This window comes from Pseudarthrobacter sp. J47, assembly GCF_049810315.1.
In the GTDB taxonomy this organism is placed as follows: domain Bacteria; phylum Actinomycetota; class Actinomycetes; order Actinomycetales; family Micrococcaceae; genus Arthrobacter.
Map to the genome: position 1 here is coordinate 3,299,075 of NZ_CP187358.1, position 19,138 is coordinate 3,318,212.

The following is a 19,138-nucleotide window of genomic DNA, read 5'->3' on the forward strand; positions in this document are numbered from 1 at the left end:
CAGGCTACCCGAGCATAACGGCCCAAGCCCGGCCGGGTCCGTGTTTTAGTGGTTTACTACTGAAGGAACAGTTTCTACCGAGGAAAGCCACACATGACGGATCGCCAGCCGACGCCCGGAAGCCTGGCCCGCTGGCATACCGCCGAACCTCAGCGGGAGGGACTCGGCGTCTTCCCACGGCTGCGGAACTTCATCGACGACATCGCCAATACGTCGCCCGCCCGCCTCGCCCTCACCGTGTTCGCCGTCGTCGTCCTCCTGTTTACGGCGTTGCTCTCCCTTCCGGCCGCGTCCGCTGACGGTCAGGTCACGCCGCTCCACCAGGCAATGTTCACGGCTGTATCAGCCGTCTGCGTTACGGGCCTGACGGTGGTCTCCACAGCGCTCCATTGGTCCTTCTTCGGCCAGCTGGTCATCCTGGTCGGCATCTTTGTGGGCGGCCTGGGCACCCTGACGCTGGCGTCCCTCCTGGCCCTGATGGTGAGCAAGCGGCTCGGTGTGCGCGGGAAGATCATCGCCGCACAGTCCATGAACACTGCAGGGCGCCTCGGCGAAGTGGGTACCCTCCTTCGGATCGTCATCACAACGTCTGTGGTTATCGAAGCAGTTCTGGCGCTGGTGCTCATACCGCGGTTCATGATCCTCGGCGAGGGCTTCTGGCAGTCGATCTGGCACGGCCTGTTCTATGCGATTTCGTCCTTCAATAACGCAGGATTCACGGCCCACGCCGACGGCATCGTTCCGTACGAGAACGATCTATGGATCCTGATCCCCATCATGGTGGGCGTGTTCTTTGGCAGCCTCGGATTTCCTGTGGTCATGGTCCTCCAGCAAAACGGGCTCAACTGGAAAAAGTGGAACCTCCACACCAAGCTGACCATCGAGGTTTCGCTCATTCTCTTCGCTGTGGGGAGCCTGCTGTGGGCCATGATGGAGTGGGACAACGCCAGGACCATCGGAGGCATGGCCTTCAGCGACAAACTCCTGCATTCGGTCTTTGCTTCCGTCAACATCCGCTCAGGCGGCTTCAACCTGGTGGACCAGAATGAGATGGAATCCACCACCATGCTCCTTACCGATGCCCTCATGTTCGCCGGCGGCGGGTCCGCGTCCACTGCGGGCGGCATCAAGGTAACCACCATCGCCGTGATGTTCCTGGCCATTGTGGCCGAAGCCCGCGGCGACGCAGACGTCAAAATCCATGGCCGCACCATCCCCCAGGGTGCCATGCGCGTAGCCATCTCCGTTATTGTCGCCGGCGCTACGCTGGTGTCCGTGGGTTCGTTCCTGCTGCTGTCGATTACGGGTGAGCCGCTGGACCGGGTGCTGTTCGAAGCCATTTCGGCGTTCGCCACCTGCGGGCTGAGCACCAACCTCAGCGCCGAGGCTCCGCCTGCCGGAGCCTACGTACTGACGGCCCTTATGTTCATGGGCCGTGTGGGGACCGTAACGCTCGCGGCCGCACTGGCACTGCGCCAGCGGAGCCAACTATTCAGCTATCCCGAAGAGAGGCCCATCATTGGCTAATTCATCAGGTGCGGTCAACAGGCCCGCCCATAACGCCCCCGTCCTGGTCATTGGCCTGGGCCGGTTCGGTTCGGCCACGGCGGAGCAGCTGGTGAAGCAGGGCCGGGAAGTACTGGCGATCGAACGCGACCGCGGGCTGGTACAGAAGTGGGCATCCCTGCTCACCCACGTCGTAGAGGCCGACGCCACCAACATGGACGCCCTGCGCCAATTGGGAGCACAGGAATTCACCTCCGCCGTGGTGGGCGTGGGAACGTCCATCGAGTCCTCTGTGCTGATCACCGTGAACCTGGTGGACCTCGGCATCGAGCATCTGTGGGTCAAGGCCATCACGCCCTCGCACGGCAAGATCCTCACCAGGATCGGCGCCAACCACGTGATCTACCCGGAAGCGGACGCCGGCGTCCGGGCGGCCCACCTGGTCTCGGGGCGGATGCTGGACTTCATCGAATTCGACGACGACTTCGCGATCGTCAAGATGTACCCGCCACGCGAAACCGTCGGCTTCACCCTGGAAGAATCCAAGGTGCGCAGCAAGTACGGCATTACGATCGTGGGCGTGAAGTCACCCGGCGAGGACTTCACCTACGCCCGCCCGGAAACCAAAGTGTCCGCCCGGGACATGCTCATCGTTTCGGGCCACGTGGACCTTCTGGAACGGTTCGCCGCCAGGCCGTAACCCTCGGCGGTTGTGCGTGTCGAAACCCCGGTGGTTGAGCCTGTCGAAACCCCTGTCGCGGCGCTACCCCAGCTGCTTTGTAATTTCTGCTGCCCGGTCTGCTGCGGCCTTCGCACCGGCCGCGATGATTGCCGGGATACCGCGCTCGTCGAACGTCGCGATCGCCCGTTCCGTGGTTCCGTTGGGGCTGGTCACGGCGACGCGCAGGGCCGACGGGTCGGCGCCGGGCTCGGCCAGCATAAATCCGGCTCCGGCCACGGTTTCGCGGGCGAGCAGCAGCGAGAGTTCCGGGTCCAGGCCCAGTTCCACCCCGGCAGCGGCCATGGCTTCGGCCAGGTAGAACGCATAGGCGGGGCCTGAACCGCTGATGGCGGACAGCGCGTCCACCTGCTCCTCCGGAACCTCCACCACCGTTCCGGCGGCCCGCAGGAGGTCCTTGACCTTCTGAAGCTGTTCGGGGGTGCAGTGTGTACCCGGGGAGACGGAGATAACGCCGCGTCCCAGCTTGGCGGGCGTGTTGGGCATGGAGCGGATCACAGGCTGGCCGGCCGGAAGCGCGGCTTCCAGCTGGGCAATTGATACGGCTGCTGCAACGCTCACCACAACGGTGTTTGGAGAGAGTGAGTCGCTGATTTCCCGGGCCAGGTCCGTGATCCCCACGGGCTTCACACCGAGGATCACGATGTTGGAGCCCGTGGCGGCCTGCTTGTTGTTGTCCGGTTCCTCGGCGCCGGCGATCGCCGTGATGCCGTGGTGCCGTTCGGCCAGTTCCGCGGCGCGTTCGGCCCTGCGGACGGTGGCCACGATGTCTGCCGGATCGGTGCCGCCCTCCACCAGTCCGCCAAGAATGGCCTCGTTCATGGACCCACAGCCAAGGAATGCGATTCGGTTGCTCATGATTCCATCATTGCAGTTGGCGCCAACTCCTCGGAATCAAAGGCGGCAAACCCCATTCACAGGAAGCTCCCATGCTGACCCAAGGCGGCACACATCTTCGGCCCCTAACGTAGTTATTACCTCATTGAGGGTGCGAGTGATGAGGCAAGCATGGGGATGTTTGCCAGGCACCGGTGGGCTGCAGCGGGTTTTCCCCCATTTCCCTGCAGCGGTCCGCCGGTGCTGACTCGTTTAACGGGCAGGTCAGCCGGCAAGCCCACCTGCAACGCCGGACAGATTAACGGTGGCCGGCACTACGTGCGGCGCAGGGCCAAGGGGCCCATCAAAGACCAACTGGTCCAGGCGGCGCAGGATCAGGCCTTCACGGAGGGCCCACGGGCAGATCCTGATCTTCTTCAGGTTGAACTGCTCCAGCGCGGCCTCGGCCACCAGGGCCCCGGCCAGCAGCTGTTTGGCCCTGGCCTCGGAAACTCCAGGCAGGTACAACCGGTCCTCCACCGTCATGGCGGAGATCCGCTGGGTCCAGATGCCCAGGTCCGTGGCCCGCAGTTCCCGCCGGACATAAGGCCCGGCAGCGCTGGGCGCCGCACCGGCGATCCTGGCCAGGGAACGGAAAGTCTTGGATGTCCCCGCTGTCAGGTTGGGCCGGCCCAGTTCCTCGAACTGGCGGACAGCAGGCTTGAGGGTGGCCGCAATGTAACGGCGGAGTTCCTTGACGCTGCGGGCCGTGGGCGGGTCCTCCTCCAGCCAGTCCCGCGTGAGCCGGCTGGCACCCAGCGGAACTGAGGTGGCCAGCGCTGGCAGCTCATCCTCGCCGAAGGCCATTTCGAAGGACCCACCGCCGATGTCCAGGTCCAGGATGGGCCCTGCGCCCCAGCCGTACCAGCGGCGGACGGCGAAGAACGTCATGGACGCTTCATCGCTGCCGCTGAGTTCCTGCAGGGTGACAGTGGTTTCGTGCTTCACCCGCGCCAGGACTTCCAGCCCGTTGGTGGCCTCCCGGATTGCCGACGTACAAAACGCCAGCAGGTCCTCCGCCTTGTGCCGGGCAGCGAACTCCCAGGCCTCCAGGACGAACTCGATGAGTTCCTCCTGGCCGGCGTCGCTGATGTTGCCATCGCCGTCGAGGTATTGAACCAGGGACAGCGGACGCTTATGGGAGGCAAACGCCACCGGTTTGGCGCCGGGATGGGCATCTACAAGGAGCAGGTGGACAGTATTGGACCCGATATCGAGGACGCCTAGACGCATGGTGACATTATTCCCCACCGTCTCCCTAACCTCGCAAGCTCGGCCAGGGAACACCTACGGCGTGGCCCCACCCACCCACCGGCGTCTCGCCGCACAACTTACGCTTCGGCGTCGTCCGTGCGCTTGAAGTCCCGCTTGATGTTGGCGATGCCCTCGGGGTTGATCTCGAACCCGTACGCCGCGCCCGGGTTGATCACCATGCCCAGTTCCTCACCGATGTTGGCAATGATCGCCGCGCCCTGGGTTCCCAGGATGTTCGGAGCAGCCTCAAGGTATGGCTCATCCACGCGGCTGGGATGCGAGAACACGGCCAGGACGGGATCGCCGTCGGCGTTGGCGAGGACCAGCGGCTCGACGTCCGAATCCGGGCCTTCGATGCCGTCGCCGCTGATGATGTAGACCTCGCTGTTCAGGAACGCGAGGATCACATCCACCGGGCTGCCGCCGGGCTGGTCCCCCAGGGCAAGCTTCTCCTCAAGCTCGTTCAGGGGCGCGGAATCGATGTGTGCTGGCTGTTCAGTCATACACCTACCCGATCACGTTGCCGGGGGTTTCGACAAGCTCAACCACCGGACACACCGTTGATCGAGCCTGTCGAGATCCCGGGCGCTGGGGTTTCGACAAGCTCAACCACCGGGACCCGCTTACTTCTTTGCCGCCGCCTTCCGGGCGGGGGCCTTGCGGGTGGCGGTGCGTTTGACCGGGCCCTTGGCACGCTTCTCGGCCAGCAGCTCGATCGCCTGCTCGCGGGTCAGCTCCTCCAGGGACGTGGAGCGGGGCACCGTGATGTTGGTGACGCCGTCGGTGATGTACGGGCCGAAGCGGCCTTCCTTCACCACGATGTTCTTCTCGGAGACCGGGTCCGGGCCGAACTCGGCCAGCGGCGGCACGGCTGCGCGGGCGCCGCGCTGCTTGGGCTGGGAGTAGATCTCCAGGGCCTGTTCCAGCGTGATGGTGAAGATTTCCTCTTCGGTGCCGATGGACCGGGAATCGGTGCCCTTCTTCAGGTACGGACCGAAGCGGCCGTTCTGCACGGTGATGAGGTTGCCTTCGGCGTCCTCGCCAAGGACCCGGGGCAGGCTCATCAGCTGCAGGGCCTCGTCCAGGGTCACGGAATCCACGGTCATGGACTTGAACAGCGACCCGGTGCGCGGCTTGGCCTTCACAGGCTTCTTGGGCGGCTTGGGCTTGCCGTTCTTGTAGTACTCCACTGGCTGGTTGGCCAGCTGTTCCTCGGTCATTTCCGGGATGATCTCGGTGACGTACGCGCCGTAGCGGCCGTTCTTGGCCACGATGGTGTGCCCGGTGTGCGGGTCAGTGCCCAGCACACGCTCCTCGGGAGCCGCCGTCTCCATCAGTTCCTTGGCCTTGGCGGGCGTGAGCTCATCCGGGGCGAGGTCCTCGGGAACGTTGGCCCGTGCGGACTCGACGATCTCGCCGGTCTTGGGATCAACGGTGGGGATGGAGCTTTCCAGGTACGGGCCGAACTTGCCCACCCGCAGCGTGATGCCTTCGGTGATCGGCACGGAGTTGATCTCCCGTGCGTCGATTTCACCGAGGTTGTTCACGATGTCCAGAAGGCCGGGATCGGCGTCTTCACCGTAGTAGAAGTGCTTCAGCCATGCGGCACCGGCAGCCTGGCCGTTGGCGATCTTGTCCAGGTCGCCTTCCATGTCCGCGGTGAATTCGTAGTCCACATAGTCCGTGAAGTGCTGCTCCAGCAGGCGGACCACGGAGAACGCGATCCAGCTGGGAACCAGGGCCGAACCCTGTTTCCGGACGTAGCCGCGGTCCTGGATGGTGGAGATGGTGGATGCGTACGTGGACGGCCGGCCGATCCCCTTCTTTTCCAGTTCGGCGGTCAGCGAGGCTTCGGTGTAGCGGGGCGGCGGGGACGTTTCGTGCCCGACGGCGGTGATGTCCGACGCCGTCAGGGCATCGTCCTTCGCCACGTTCGGCAGCCGGCGGGCCTCGTCGGAGTCGTCGTCACCACGGCTCTCATCCTTGCCCTCTTCGTAGGCGGCGAGGAAGCCCGGGAAGGTGATGACGGTACCGGAGGCGGAGAACTCGGCGTCGCGGCCGGCGGATTCACCGGACACGGCAACGGCACCCAGACGGATGGTGGCGGTGGAACCCTTGGCGTCAGCCATCTGCGAGGCGACGGTGCGCTTCCAGATCAGTTCGTAGAGACGGAATTCGTCGCCGGAGAGCTGCTTGGCCACCTGGGCCGGGGTGCGGAAGGAGTCACCGGCGGGACGGATGGCCTCGTGGGCTTCCTGCGCGCTGGCGGACTTGTTGGCGTAAACACGCGGGGACTGCGGCACGTACTCGGGGCCGTAGAGTTCCGAGGCCTGGCGCCGGGCCGCGGTGACGGCCTCGTTACTCAGCGCCGAGGAGTCCGTACGCATATAGGTGATGTAGCCGTTTTCATACAGGCGCTGGGCTACCTGCATGGTGCTCTTGGAGGAGAAACGCAGCTTGCGGCCGGCTTCCTGCTGGAGCGTGGAGGTGGTGAACGGCGCGGCGGGACGGCGGGTGTACGGCTTGGTGTCCACGGAGCGGACGCGGAAGTCCGCATCCTGGAGCCCTGCTGCCAGGGACGCAGCGAGTTCCTCATTAAGGTGAACAGCATTGCGGGCGGTCAGGACGCCATCGTCGTTAAAATCGCGGCCGGAGGCAACCTTGGCGCCGTCGACGGAGGCGAGCTTCGCCTTGAAGGAGCCCGAATCGGCGCCGAACTGGCCGGTGAGGTCCCAGTAGGACGCGGCCTTGAACGCCATGCGCTCCCGTTCGCGGTCTACCACCATGCGGGTAACCACGGACTGGACACGGCCGGCGGACAGGCCGCGGGCCACCTTGCGCCACAGCACCGGGGAGAGCTCGTAGCCGTAGAGACGGTCCAGCACGCGGCGGGTTTCCTGGGCATCCACCAGCGCGGAATCGACGTCCCGCAGGTTGTCCATGGCGCGGTGGATGGCTTCCTTGGTGATTTCGCCGAAGGTCATCCGGTAGACGGGAACCTTGGGCTTGAGCACCTCGAGCAGGTGCCACGCGATGGCTTCTCCTTCGCGGTCCCCATCGGTTGCGAGGTAAAGAGCGTCGGCGTCCTTGAGCGCGGCCTTGAGCTCAGTCACCTTCTTCTTCTTGTCCGGCGACACCACGTAGTACGGCTTGAAGTTGTTCTCGATGTCCACGGCGAACTTGCCCACGGACGTTTTCTTCAGTTCAGCGGGGAGCTCCGACGGCTGCGGCAGGTCCCGGATGTGACCAATGGAGGCCTCCACAATGAAGCCTTCGCCCAGGTACTTGGCGATGGTCTTGCTCTTGGCCGGAGACTCCACAATCACGAGTTTCTTGCCGGTTTTGGCCTTGCTTGGCACGGTGCTCCTACAGAAAGGGGTTGCGCGGGCGGATCAGCCCATACTGGCCTAGTTCACCATATTTTGGGCAATCGTGCGCATTCGGTGTGGAAATGCGGTGGCTTACGCGGGCCCGTCCACAGCCGGGTCCGGGAGCAGGAAACCGTCTGCCACAAGGTTGCGGACCTCGCGCAAAAGGCCCTCCCGGAACGTCCCGCCGTCGAACGCTTCACCGCCGCCCAGCAGCGCTTCCAGGGCGCCGGCGATCTGCCGGACGGACAGCTCGCCGTCGCACGCGGACACGAATCCGGCCAGCTCGGTGCTGAGCAGGTTGGTCCGCCTCAGGCCCGCGCCCTGCCGCAGGAGGATGACGCCGGGATGCTCGGCGCCCGGGCGCTGGTGGCGTTCCTCGGTGACGTCTTCGGCCACCAGCAGGTGCGCATCTTCCAGGCTGTGTGTGGCCAGCCAGTCAAAACGTTCGACGGCGGCACCTAGGTGGGGCCCGATCGGCTGCTCAATGGGGTAGGTGATTTCCTCGAAGCGGCGCAGGAGGCCGGCCCCCGCTGCTGCTCCCGCGGCAGGACCTGCCTCGGTGCCCGGGCGGCGCAGGAACACCATGCCGAAGCCGATTCCTGTCACGTTCCGCGAGGCGAAGTCGCGCAGGTACGCGGCGTAGGAGTCCTTATAGTGTTCGCGGTTGCGGGACTCGGAGGAATCCTGCAGCCAGGTCTCGGCGTATTGTTCCGGGCCCACCTGCTCGCGCTGGATGAACCAGGCCTCAGCGGTTTCCGGGACCCAGGATTCGGGCCGCTCGTGCCAGTCCCAGCCGTCCGTGATTTCCCAGTTGCCCAGCAGTTGTGCGGTTCCGCCCGGGGCCAGGACAGTGGGCAGCAGCTCAATCAGCGTGGCCACAATCTCATCGCCGGGCAATCCGCCGTCGCGGTAGGTGAACTGGCTGTCCGCGCTCTCACCGGACGTCCTGGGCGTAATCACGAACGGCGGGTTGGACACCACCAGCTTGAACGACTCCCCCTCCACAGGCTCCAGCAGCGAGCCCAGCCGCAGGCTCACCCTGTCCTCCAGCCGTTCCGGATCCAGGCCCAGGGCGTCAGCGTTCAGCAGCAGGTTAAACCGGGTGAAGGCCAGGGCGCGCTCCGAAATGTCGGTCGCCGTGACGTGCCGGGCGTGGCCCAGGAGATGGAACGACTGGATCCCGCAGCCAGTCCCGAGGTCCAGCGCCCGCTCCACCTGCCGGCGAATGGTGGTCTGCACCAGCGTGGTGGAGGCCTGCCCGATCCCCAGCACGTGGTCATGCCGCAGCACACCCGGACGCTGGTGCGCGGCGAGGTCGCTGGCTACCCAGATTTCGACGTCGGCAGAATCTCCGGCCTCCTCTGAGTCACCCGCCTGTGAGGCACCGGACCAGCCGTAGGGCCGGAGATCGGCAGCAGCCCGGTAGCCGCCGTCGTTATCCGGTTCAATCAGCCGCAGCTCCAGGAGACCCTCCGTCCCGATGGCGGGCAGGACGGCGTCGAGCTTTTCCCTGGACTGCGGCACCGCCAACAGCCAGAGACGGACGACGGCGGCAAGGGCCGCGCGCTGTCCGTCCGGTTCCGCCGCTGTTCCGGAAGATTCAGCAGTTCCGCCGGTTCCCGCAGTTCCTGCCGTTCCCGCGGCCTCGATCTCCTCGGTGACCAGAAGCGCCGGGATCAGCTGGTCGCGGTCCAGCGCGGCGGACGCCGACTCCCCCAGCAGCTCCGCCACGCCGTCGAGCGTGTAGCCCACAGAGCGCAGGTCCGCGGCGAGCGCGGTGAGGAGGTGCGGGAGGTCGCTGCGGGGCGCGTCTGCCGTGTTGCCGGTGGTGAAGAGGGTGGAGGAAGTCACCGGGCAAGTCTATTCCGGCCTGCCCCGGCGCTTCCCACCCGTCCCCACCCATCCCGACCCATCCCGACCCAACTGACTGGCACTTGTTGCACTGAAATCGCGTTTTGAGTGCGTCAAATGCCAGTCAGTTGGTGTCGGGGGGACGGGCGGGTCCCCGGTTCCCCTACAGGTTGGCGTCCGCGTAGATCCGCAGGGCGTCGCGGACAATCTCCGCTCCCTGCTGGCCGCCGTAGTTGGCGGTGAACCGGGGATCCGCGACGTACATCTCGCCCAGGCCCGTCACGTACGCCTTGGTGTCGCCGCCGGCACCGGCAAAGGCGGGCGTCCCCGGAATCCCGGTGAGCCATTCCACGTGCCGCTTGGCCAGGGCCTGGGCCGCCTCGCTGCCGGGTTCAGCGCCCGATTCTGCCGCGGCGATCCAGTCGCTGCCCAGCTGCGCGGCGCGGTCCTTCCACTCGGCTTGCTCCGCGGCGCTCATGTTCCGCCACCACTTGTCGCTGGAAGCGTAGGCGTCCTTGCCCCAGCGCTGCTCCACCTCGTCCTTGTATTGGGTGTGGTCAAAACCGTTGAACATGTCTTCTGCCATGATGTTCCCTCCTCCTTTCACTGCTTTTAATGTCTGTTGCACGGAGGCGATCTGCTGCCCCAGCCGTTCCTGCTCGCTGCGCAGCCAGTCCAGATGGCCGGCCAGCGCCTTCGCCGCGTCTGTTTCATTCCGCAGCACCCCGGCGATCACGGGCAGGCCCAGCCCCAGGCCGCGGAGCAGCAGGATGCGCTGCAGCTGCACCAGCGCGTCCTGGTTGTAGTACCGGTAGCCGTTATGGCCAACGCGGCTGGGCTTGAGCAGCCCCACGTCGTCATAGTGGCGCAGGGTGCGGCTGGTAGTGCCCGTGAGCCGTGCGATCTCCTGGATGGACCAGTCCACCGTGCTTCCTTCCGTGAATTCGTGCCCCTTTGTGGGCGTGATTCGACTCTAAGGGTTGACGTTGCGTCAACGTCAAGGCCGGTCAATGGCCGTGGCCGGAACATCGGTTCCCGGCGGGTAAATTGGAGGCATGACTCTCCCCCGCCCCGCGCTCCGCCGCGCCCTGGCACTGGCTGCTGGTGCCGCCGTCGTACTTTCTGCGGCGACGGCGTGCGCACCGCGGATGTCGGTCGAGGACGCGGACATCCCCGCATGGCAGGCCACTGCGCTGCCTGCACCCACTGCCGGATCCGGAACGGCCCTGGAACTCTCCGGCCGCCTGATGGATGCGGAACCGTCTGCACAAACCGAGACCGTTGCCGCCGGATCCTATTCCCTCACCCTGGTGTGCGAGGGCGGCGGCAAGGCGTTCCTGGCAGTCAGCGCGGCCGGAAAAGAACTGGTGGACCTCGGCGCCGCCTGCCACGGCTCCCGCGAAACGGCCAAGCTGGAATTCCCCGGCGGGCCGGTCGAATTCAGCATCTCCAGCGTGGACGCGCCAGTGCTGTACGCCTACAGGCTGGTCCCCGCAGGCTAGGCTCGGCCCATGGCATACGGGGGAAATGTTCGACGGCGGCACCTGGCTTTGCGCTTTTGGTCCAGGCCTGCGCGGGTACTTGGGCTCGTAGCCCTGACCGGACTGCTTGCGCCGGGCCTTGCCGGGTGCGAATACGCCGACTTGGAGCCGCTGCCCACCCAGACCGCCGCGCCCACGCCCGATGCCTACGTGGAGACTGTTGAAGCCAGGGAGTCACGGTTGGCCATGGAGGCAAAGTTCCAGGAGCTGCTGGCTGACGTGGAGGCACAACTCGGAACAATGCCGGAGACAACCCTCGGCGGCTCCGCCGGCGGGATGCGGGATGGACAGGGATCGTCCTTCACTGTTTCCATTACCAAGCCAGGGGTCTACACGGCGCTTATGGCGTGCAGCCCCGAAGGTGAAGCCATAGCTCAGGTGATCCAAGCGGACATTGACGCTAGCCTCACTACCGAATTCCCCGTCAGTTGCGGCACCGCCTCCGAAACCGCCGTCGAACTGGTACCAGGTGACGTGACTATCGGCATGCGGTCACTCGGTCCTGAGTTCGCCGTCGGGAGCATTTACCTGGTGAAGCCAGCTTCCTGACGGATAGCACCCGGCGCTGGTTTACCTGCGTGCGTCCCGGACGGCGTCTGCGCTGACCTGGTCCCCCCGGACTTCGAGTCCGGCGATCACGCCATCCCCGTCCGCGGCCGAGCGGTTCTGGCTCTGTTTGAGCTTGGCTTCCACGCGGGTGATGCGCAGTTCGATGCCCACAATGGCCCGCAACTGACCGGTAACGTACTTTTCCGGTGCGTCATCAACGCTCCAGGGGTGCTCCGCGGACGCCTCGTGCAGGTCAGTCAGACGCCGCACCAGATTGCCGAGCCAGGCGGGATCGTCATGCATGATGAGGTCCCCGTAAACGTGCGCAGTGGAATAGTTCCACGTGGGCACCACCCTTCCGTGCTCGGCTTTCGCCGCGTACCAGGACGGCGTGATGTAGGCGTCAGGACCCTGGACCAATACCAGCGATTCACCCACGGCCTCTTCGGACCAGTGCGGGTTGTTGCGGGCCAGGTGGCCCAGCAGGGCTCCGCGTTCTCCCAGCGAGGAGTCGAAGACGAACGGCACCATGGTCGCGATCATGCCCTTTGACGTCATGGTGACCAGGTTTGAAGCACCCGGATGGGACAGGAGCCGTTCGATGGCCTCAGGGTCGGCGTCGAAATGCGCGGGGACGTACATTGTGCTCCTTGTTTAAGGTGCTCGTTCTTATGATGATGCTCCGAGCGGGACATCATTGCGGGGCGTCACTGTCTGATTCGGCTTGGGAGATGAACTGCTGTCGTGGATCGTCACGCCGATTCCTGCCGCCACCACCAAGGCTATGCCCACGATGGTGGCGAGTCCCGGAGCCTGGGCCAGGATGACGAAGCCGATAACTCCGGCGATTGCAGGCTCCAGGCTCATCAGGGTGCCGAAGGTTGATGCCTTGAGCCGGCGCAGGGCCAGCAACTCCAGGCTGAACGGGATCACCGGCATCAGCAGCGCCAGTGCAGCACCGACGAACAGCAACGGCCAACTCAGGTGGCCGAACACCGCCGGTCCGACGATGACGGTTGTGGCCACGGCCGCCACCGGCATCGAAACAGCCAGAGACTGCAGGCCGCTCACCTCGCCGCCGGCCCGCTGGGTCAGGAGGATGTACGCTGCCCAGCACACGGCCGCCCCGAGTGCGAGGGCCACGCCCGTCAGGTCGGTGCCACCATGCCAGGGCTCCGTCAGCGCAAGCACGCCGGCTGCAGCCACCACAGCCCACCAGCGACCGGCCTTCCGGCCCTTGATCACGGCCAAGGCGAGCGGCCCCAGGAATTCCAGGGCGCTCGCGGTTCCCAGCGGAATCCGCATGGCGGCGGCCATAAACAGCAAGGTCATTCCGGCCGTAACGAACCCGAGAAGGATGCAGGTCAGCAGCGCCGAACGGCTCAAGCGCATCCGCCAGGGGCGGGTAAAGGCAACCAGGATTACCGCCGCCCAGGCAAGACGCAACCAGGCGACGCCGTCTGAGCCAAGCTGTTCTGAAAGCCCAACAGAGGCTGCCAGGCCCAGCTGGACGCAGCACATTGCGGCGCCCGCCATCGCAGTTCCGGCACCGGCGCCACTGAAGCGTGTTGGGGACAAAGTCATCATGGTTACCAGTAGACCCGCCGGGGAACGTCTACGTCCACGCGATAATCATTCACAAACCATCCATAAATAGTGGACAATCGAGGGATGGAAACGCGTCGCCTGGAAGTGCTGCTGGAATTATCCCGTCAGGGCTCAATGCGGAACGTCGCCGATACGCTGGGCACCACAACGTCCACTGTGTCCCAGCAAATCGCCGCTCTCGCCCGGGAGACCGGAACTGCGCTGCTTGAACCGGCGGGCCGGGGAGTGCGGCTGACCCCCGCGGGCCGCCGACTGGCCGACCACGCCGCAACCATTCTTGCTGCCGTCAACGCGGCCACGGCCGAACTGGACTCCGGCTCGGAACCGGCAGGAACCTTGCGGGTGGCCGGATTTGTCACAGCCGTGCGGAAGGTCCTGATGCCGATCGTCGGAGACCTGGCCCTCAGCCATCCGCGCGTCAAGATCGAGGTCCGCGAGCATGAACCGGACGAAGCCCTGGCCCTCCTCGCCGCGGACACCGTGGACCTGGCGCTGACCTACGACTACAACCTGGCACCCGATGGCCGGGGTGCAGCCTTTGATTCCGTACCGCTGTGGAGCACCCCCTGGAGCCTGGGCGTACCGGAAAGTGATGGCGTGGCTGCAGGCGCCACAGCCCCGGAAGTCTTCACCGCCTTCCGCAGCTACGACTGGATCGGCAATTCGCGGAACAGGGCGGACGAGGATGTGCTTCGACTGATCTCGTCAATGGCAGGCTTCGAACCCCGCATGAGGCACCAGGCGGACAGCCTGGACCTGGTGGAGGACCTCATCTTGGCCGGCATGGGAATCGGATTGCTTCCCGCGGACAGCAAGCCCCGGGCCGGCGTCCGGCTGGTCCCGCTTGTGCAGCCCGACGTCCGGGTCCGCGCCTTTGCACGCACCCGTCACGGCAACCGCACCTGGCCGGCACTCGCAGCGGTCCTGCAGCACGTCAAGGGAAAAAGCAAAGGCATGGAAACAGCGCCCTGAGGACTCTGGCCTGCTGACCCGGGCGGGCATACAGTCGAACTATGCCGTCGGCAATGGCGGGGCGGACCCGGGCCTGGCGGGCTGCAACACGCCCGCTGGAACCGCCGCGCGCGCACCACAACCGGCCGGCCGCCGTCGTACTTTCCCTTGTTCTTTCAGGGGTACTGTCGCTCCCGGCGCTCACCGCCTGCGAATACACCTACGACGACGCCTGGTCACCGCCGGAGGTTGAATCCACCACCGCGCCGGTGGTGGCCGAACCCCCACGGCGACGGGGGCCGCCGGCCGTAGGTGTGGAGGATATGAGGGGATGGGCTGACGAAGTCATGCCTGGCGCTGCCGGCGAAACCGTCCACAGCAGCCTGGCCCGCCTCGAAGCAGGAGAAGTACGCACCGAGGAAACACCCTCCCTGGAACCGGGCACCTATTCGCTCACCCTGGCATGCCGGAGCGTGCGGCGCGTGGACTTCCTGGTGCGGAACGGGGAATCGGCGCTGATCGACCTGAGGCTGCTGTGCGGCGCCGCCCGCGTCAACGTCATCCAGTTGCCGGAGGACGCCGTGCTGTCCCTGAGGGTCCACGCCGACGAGACCGCGAACGTCGCCTACCGCGTGATCAGGCTGTAAGCAGGGAGGGTCTTAGGCAGCGCAGCCTTCGGGGCAGCGGAGCGTTTCCGGGCTGGCGGCGCATTCGGCGCAGTAGAGCGTGAGGTTGCGGCAGCTGGGATTGGAGCAGTTTTCGAACTTGCTGGTGGGCGCGGCGCAGCGCACGCACTCGCCGATGACCTTGGCCTCGTCGCTGAACTCAAGGTGCATCCGCTTGTCGAACACGTAGAGCGAGCCTTCCCAGAGTCCCTTGTCCCGGAAGGTTTCGCCGTAGCGGACAATGCCGCCGTCGAGCTGGTACACCTCTTTGAAGCCGCGGTTCACCATCAGGCTGGACAGGACCTCGCAGCGGATTCCGCCGGTGCAGTACGTGACCACTGGCTTGTCCTTAAGGTCGTCGTACTTGCCGGATTCCAGTTCCTTGATGAAGTCGTGGGTGGTGGCGACGTCCGGAACGATCGCGTCCTTGAACTTCCCGATCTGCGCCTCGAACGCGTTGCGGCCGTCAAAAAACACCACGTCCTCGCCGTGCTGCTTCTTCGCTTCCACCAGTTCGTGGAGCTCCTCCGGCTGCAGATGGGTGCCGCCGCCCACTACGCCGTTTGCGTCTACGGTGAGCTCCCCCGGAGCGCCGAACGAGACAATCTCATCCCGGACCTTAACGCTCAGCCGGGGGAAGTCCTCCGCACCGCCGTCGGACCATTTGACGTCGATTCCGTGGAACCCCGGGTATTGCCGGGTGGTCTTGACGTACTCTTTCACGGCCCGGATTTCGCCGCCCACGGTTGCGTTAATACCGTCTTTGGAAAGCAGGATGCGGCCGCGCAGGCCCAGTTTTTCGCACAGGGCACGCTGCCAGAGACGGACTGCCTCCGGGTCTGCGAGCGGGGTAAATCCGTAGAAGAGCACGATCTTGTTCACGCCTTCAAGGGTACCGGGCGGGTGTATCAGTCACATCTGATCACAATTGGATAAGCAACGAAGCTTTCGGGCTGCCAGCCCTGTTGCTCGCTGACGGGCTGCAATACCCTCGACTCATGACTCCCGACGCCATGGTTGAAGATGTGACCCACCTTCTGGAAGTCTGGGTGGCCGGCTGGTCCGGCTGCCGCGGATACGAAGTTTCCACTGAAGGTCGTTTCCCGGCCGCGCTGCGCCACGACTCCACGCAGGACTGGGAATACTTTGCCCACGACCCCTCTGACGACGAATTCGCCGGGCTGGCTGCCAAGACCGCCGAGGCGCCCACCCGCATCCTGACCATCTTGAGCAACGATGTTGCCCGCTACAGCTTCCTGGCTGAACAGTACGGGCTGAAAGTGACCTCCGCGTCGCAGACCATGATGATCGTGGACATGGCCACGCAGGACACCGAGGACCCCTGGCTTGCGGACGACGACCTCACCCTGGAGACCGCTGAACTTAACGGGGTCCATCATGCGATCGTCCGTTCGGGAAGCGTGGTGGCGGCCAGCGGCCAGGTGTTTGTGGTGGACGGCACCGCCGTTTTCGACAAGATCGTCACCGAACCCACTTTCCAGCGCCGCGGGCTGGGCAGCTTCATTATGAAGGCCCTCGCCGCGCAGGCGCTGGGCCATGACGTTGAGGAAGGCCTGCTCCTTGCCTCCCTCGACGGCCAGAAGCTGTATTCGCACCTGGGCTGGAAAAAGGTGTGCCACGTCCTGATGATGTCCGTTTCGGGCGCTGCTGCGGGCGCTGACTGACCTCTCGGTGGCCTGACGCCGGATCCCGGCGGATGCCCCGGGTGTGCCGCCCGGATGAAAGAATGTTGGGGTGAATCCCCATGACTCGCTGATCCCGCTCCTGGGCCGCGGCCCGGACCCGGAGCAGCTCCGTCATGTCCACGTCATTCCCGCCCGCCAGGCAGTCCACGAGCCCTGGCCGGAATGGGCGCACCCTGACGTTGTGGATGCCTACCGCTCCCTGGGCATCCAGGAGCCGTACCGCCACCAGATCGAGGCCGCACACCTGGCCCATTCGGGTGAGCATGTGGTGATTGCCACCGGCACCGCCTCCGGAAAGTCGCTGGCCTACCAGCTGCCGGCCCTTGATGCGATCCACCGTTCCGAACTGCGCGTCCTCGCGGAGCCTGGAAAGATCCACGACGACGGCGCCGTCACCTTGTACCTGTCCCCCACCAAAGCCCTGGCGGCTGACCAGCTGGCGGCCATCCGCGCGCTGAAGTTGCCCACTGTGCGGGCGGAGACGTACGACGGCGACACCGACCCTGCGTCCCGCCGCTGGATCCGGGACCACGCCAACTTCATCCTGGCCAACCCGGACATGCTGCACTTCGGTATCCTCCCCAACCACACCTGGTGGGCCAGCTTCTTCCGCCGGCTCCGGTACGTGATCATCGACGAGGCCCACAGCTACCGCGGTGTTTTTGGCTCCCACGTGGCCAACCTGATGCGGCGGCTGCGCAGGATCTGCGCCTACTACGGTGCGGGCCAGTCGTTCCCCGAGCCTGTGTTTATTGCGGCCTCGGCTACGGCCGCCGAGCCCGGTGAATCCTTCGGCCGGCTCATTGGTGCCCCTGTGCAGGCTGTGGCCCGGGATTCCTCGCCGCACGGTGCCACCACCGTTGCCCTGTGGGAGCCGGCGCTGATGGATCACCTGGGTGAAAACGGCGCCCCCGCCCGCCGGACCGCGGTGGCGGAAACTGCCGATCTCCTGGCCAACCTGGTGTCCGCACGGATCAGGACCATCGCCTTCATCAAGTCCCGGCGGGGTGCGGAGACAATTTCCAGCATTACCCGGCGCCTGTTGGACGAAGTGGAACCAAGCTTGCCGCAGCGGATCGCTGCCTATCGCTCCGGTTACCTGCCGGAGGAGCGTCGGGAGCTGGAGCGGGCCCTGCGGTCCGGTGAGCTGCTGGGGGTATCCAGCACGTCCGCGCTGGAGCTGGGCATCGACATTTCGGGCCTTGACGCCGTGCTGGTGGCCGGCTGGCCAGGGACCCGCGCCTCGCTTTTCCAGCAGATCGGCCGCGCCGGACGTGCAGGGCAGGACGCCATCGCTGCGTTTGTGGCAAGCGACGATCCATTGGACACCTACCTGGTGAACCACCCGGAAGCGATCTTCGACGTCTCGGTAGAGGCCACGGTGTTCGACCCGGGCAACCCCTACGTCCTGGGCCCGCACCTGTGCGCTGCAGCCGCTGAACTGCCCCTGGGTGCCGGCGAGCTGGAGCTGTCGGCCCAACGGCGGAACGCCTCCTGGACCAGCTGGTGGAGCAGGGCTACCTCCGGCGCAGGCCGGCAGGGTGGTTCTGGACCCACCCGCAAAGTGCGGCCGGTATGGTGAACCTGCGGGCGGACGGCGGTGGACCCGTCAGCATCGTGGACGCGGAGACGGGCTCGCTGCTGGGGACCATGGATTCGCCGCAGACCCACTACCAGGCCCACACCGGCGCGGTATACGTCCACCAGGGCGAAAGCTACGTGGTGGAGGAACTGAACGAGCAGGACCACTGCGTTATTGCCCGCCGCGCCAACCCTGACTACTACACCACGGCCCGGGATGTCACGCAGATTGAGGTGCTGGAGACCGTCCGGACGGCCCAATGGGGCGACGTCTCTGTTCATTTCGGCGACGTCAAGGTGACTACCCAAGTGGTGTCCTTCCAACGTAAGGCGCTGATCTCCAACGAGGTCCTGGGCGAGGAACCCCTGCAGCTGGGAGCGCGCGATCTGTTTACCAAGGCCGTGTGGTTTGTGGTGGACAACAGGTCGCTGACCGGAGCCGGCCTGATCGAGGCGCAGTTCCCCGGGGCACTCCATGCCGCCGAGCACGCCGCGATCGGTCTGCTGCCGCTGGTGGCCTCCAGCGACCGCTGGGACATCGGCGGCGTTTCCACGGCCCTGCACGCGGACACCGGAGTACCCACGATCTTCGTCTACGACGGGCATCCGGGCGGGGCCGGCTTTGCAGAACGCGGCTTCGACAAGGCCCGGACCTGGCTGGCCGCCACCCGCGACGCCATTAAAGCCTGCGAGTGCGAATCCGGCTGCCCGTCCTGCGTCCAGTCGCCCAAGTGCGGCAACAAGAACAACCCGCTGGACAAGGACGCCGCCGTGACCCTGCTGGACGTTCTGCTCCGTGACGCCCGGGATGCGGGTCCCGCAGACGTCGCAGGGCTATCCGGCCCGGCAGCTGGTGCCGGCGACAACGGCGACGGTGACGCCGGCGCGCCCGCGACCATCACGGCACTCGCTTCGCAACACAGGTAACCCGGCTAGCCCG

Annotated in this window: 16 protein-coding genes and 1 pseudogene; 8 read left to right on the forward strand and 9 right to left on the reverse strand. The window is 65.6% G+C overall.

Annotated elements, in window-relative coordinates; all coding sequences use genetic code 11:
• Window positions 1-93: 93 nt before the first annotated feature.
• Complete coding sequence (locus ACPJW8_RS15160) at window positions 94-1,527, forward strand: TrkH family potassium uptake protein (protein ID WP_330187175.1); 1,434 nt, start codon at window positions 94-96, stop codon at window positions 1,525-1,527.
• A complete protein-coding gene (locus ACPJW8_RS15165) occupies window positions 1,520-2,206 on the forward strand; it encodes a TrkA family potassium uptake protein (RefSeq protein WP_330187174.1) in 687 nt (228 codons plus the stop codon). Before ACPJW8_RS15160 ends, ACPJW8_RS15165 begins: the two co-directional genes overlap by 8 nt.
• A 63-nt stretch (window positions 2,207-2,269) precedes the next feature.
• On the opposite strand, the gene proC is transcribed toward ACPJW8_RS15165, so the two are convergent.
• The 6 genes from proC to ACPJW8_RS15195 form a co-directional block, all read right to left on the reverse strand.
• Entirely contained in the window at window positions 2,270-3,103 is an 834-nt protein-coding gene (proC, locus tag ACPJW8_RS15170) for a pyrroline-5-carboxylate reductase (RefSeq protein WP_330187173.1), read from the reverse strand.
• A gap of 243 nt (window positions 3,104-3,346) precedes the next feature.
• Complete coding sequence (locus ACPJW8_RS15175) at window positions 3,347-4,354, reverse strand: Ppx/GppA phosphatase family protein (protein WP_330187172.1); 1,008 nt, start codon at window positions 4,352-4,354, stop codon at window positions 3,347-3,349.
• A gap of 98 nt (window positions 4,355-4,452) precedes the next feature.
• Window positions 4,453-4,878, reverse strand: a complete 426-nt coding sequence (locus ACPJW8_RS15180) for an SseB family protein (RefSeq protein ID WP_330187171.1) — start codon at window positions 4,876-4,878, stop codon at window positions 4,453-4,455.
• A 120-nt stretch (window positions 4,879-4,998) separates the two neighbouring features.
• Window positions 4,999-7,734, reverse strand: coding sequence for a type I DNA topoisomerase (gene topA, locus ACPJW8_RS15185; protein WP_330187170.1), 2,736 nt, complete (start codon window positions 7,732-7,734; stop codon window positions 4,999-5,001).
• Window positions 7,735-7,836: 102 nt separating this feature from the next.
• Window positions 7,837-9,597 carry a DUF7059 domain-containing protein gene (locus tag ACPJW8_RS15190; protein WP_330187169.1) on the reverse strand — a complete coding sequence of 587 codons (1,761 nt, stop codon included), beginning with the start codon at window positions 9,595-9,597 and terminating at the stop codon, window positions 7,837-7,839.
• A gap of 163 nt (window positions 9,598-9,760) precedes the next feature.
• Window positions 9,761-10,522: a MerR family transcriptional regulator gene (locus ACPJW8_RS15195; protein WP_330187168.1), complete on the reverse strand. Its 762-nt coding sequence runs from the start codon at window positions 10,520-10,522 to the stop codon at window positions 9,761-9,763.
• A gap of 130 nt (window positions 10,523-10,652) precedes the next feature.
• Here ACPJW8_RS15195 and ACPJW8_RS15200 point away from each other — a divergent pair, with 130 nt between their 5' ends.
• A complete protein-coding gene (locus tag ACPJW8_RS15200; protein WP_330187167.1) occupies window positions 10,653-11,099 on the forward strand; it encodes a hypothetical protein in 447 nt (148 codons plus the stop codon).
• A 9-nt stretch (window positions 11,100-11,108) separates the two neighbouring features.
• Window positions 11,109-11,687 carry a hypothetical protein gene (locus ACPJW8_RS15205; RefSeq protein ID WP_330187166.1) on the forward strand — a complete coding sequence of 193 codons (579 nt, stop codon included), beginning with the start codon at window positions 11,109-11,111 and terminating at the stop codon, window positions 11,685-11,687.
• 21 nt (window positions 11,688-11,708) lie between these two features.
• Here ACPJW8_RS15205 and ACPJW8_RS15210 read toward each other — a convergent pair whose 3' ends face one another.
• Both ACPJW8_RS15210 and ACPJW8_RS15215 read right to left on the reverse strand, forming a co-directional pair.
• Window positions 11,709-12,329 carry an FMN-binding negative transcriptional regulator gene (locus ACPJW8_RS15210; protein WP_330187165.1) on the reverse strand — a complete coding sequence of 207 codons (621 nt, stop codon included), beginning with the start codon at window positions 12,327-12,329 and terminating at the stop codon, window positions 11,709-11,711.
• Window positions 12,330-12,356: 27 nt separating this feature from the next.
• Window positions 12,357-13,274, reverse strand: coding sequence for an EamA family transporter (locus tag ACPJW8_RS15215; protein ID WP_330194155.1), 918 nt, complete (start codon window positions 13,272-13,274; stop codon window positions 12,357-12,359).
• Between the two features lie 84 nt (window positions 13,275-13,358).
• Here ACPJW8_RS15215 and ACPJW8_RS15220 point away from each other — a divergent pair, with 84 nt between their 5' ends.
• A complete protein-coding gene (locus tag ACPJW8_RS15220) occupies window positions 13,359-14,267 on the forward strand; it encodes a LysR family transcriptional regulator (protein WP_330187163.1) in 909 nt (302 codons plus the stop codon).
• 41 nt (window positions 14,268-14,308) lie between these two features.
• On the forward strand, window positions 14,309-14,893 hold the full coding sequence (locus ACPJW8_RS15225; RefSeq protein ID WP_330187162.1) for a hypothetical protein: 585 nt from the start codon (window positions 14,309-14,311) through the stop codon (window positions 14,891-14,893).
• Window positions 14,894-14,905: 12 nt separating this feature from the next.
• Here the strand turns inward: ACPJW8_RS15225 and ACPJW8_RS15230 are convergent, their stop codons facing one another.
• A complete protein-coding gene (locus ACPJW8_RS15230; RefSeq protein ID WP_330187161.1) occupies window positions 14,906-15,793 on the reverse strand; it encodes a rhodanese-related sulfurtransferase in 888 nt (295 codons plus the stop codon).
• A 116-nt stretch (window positions 15,794-15,909) separates the two neighbouring features.
• Here ACPJW8_RS15230 and ACPJW8_RS15235 point away from each other — a divergent pair, with 116 nt between their 5' ends.
• Together ACPJW8_RS15235 and ACPJW8_RS15240 are read left to right on the forward strand one after the other, a co-directional pair.
• Window positions 15,910-16,596, forward strand: coding sequence for a GNAT family N-acetyltransferase (locus tag ACPJW8_RS15235; RefSeq protein ID WP_425256359.1), 687 nt, complete (start codon window positions 15,910-15,912; stop codon window positions 16,594-16,596).
• 70 nt (window positions 16,597-16,666) lie between these two features.
• Window positions 16,667-19,125 (forward strand): annotated as a pseudogene (locus ACPJW8_RS15240) (DEAD/DEAH box helicase).
• The last annotated feature ends 13 nt before the right edge of the window (window positions 19,126-19,138 follow it).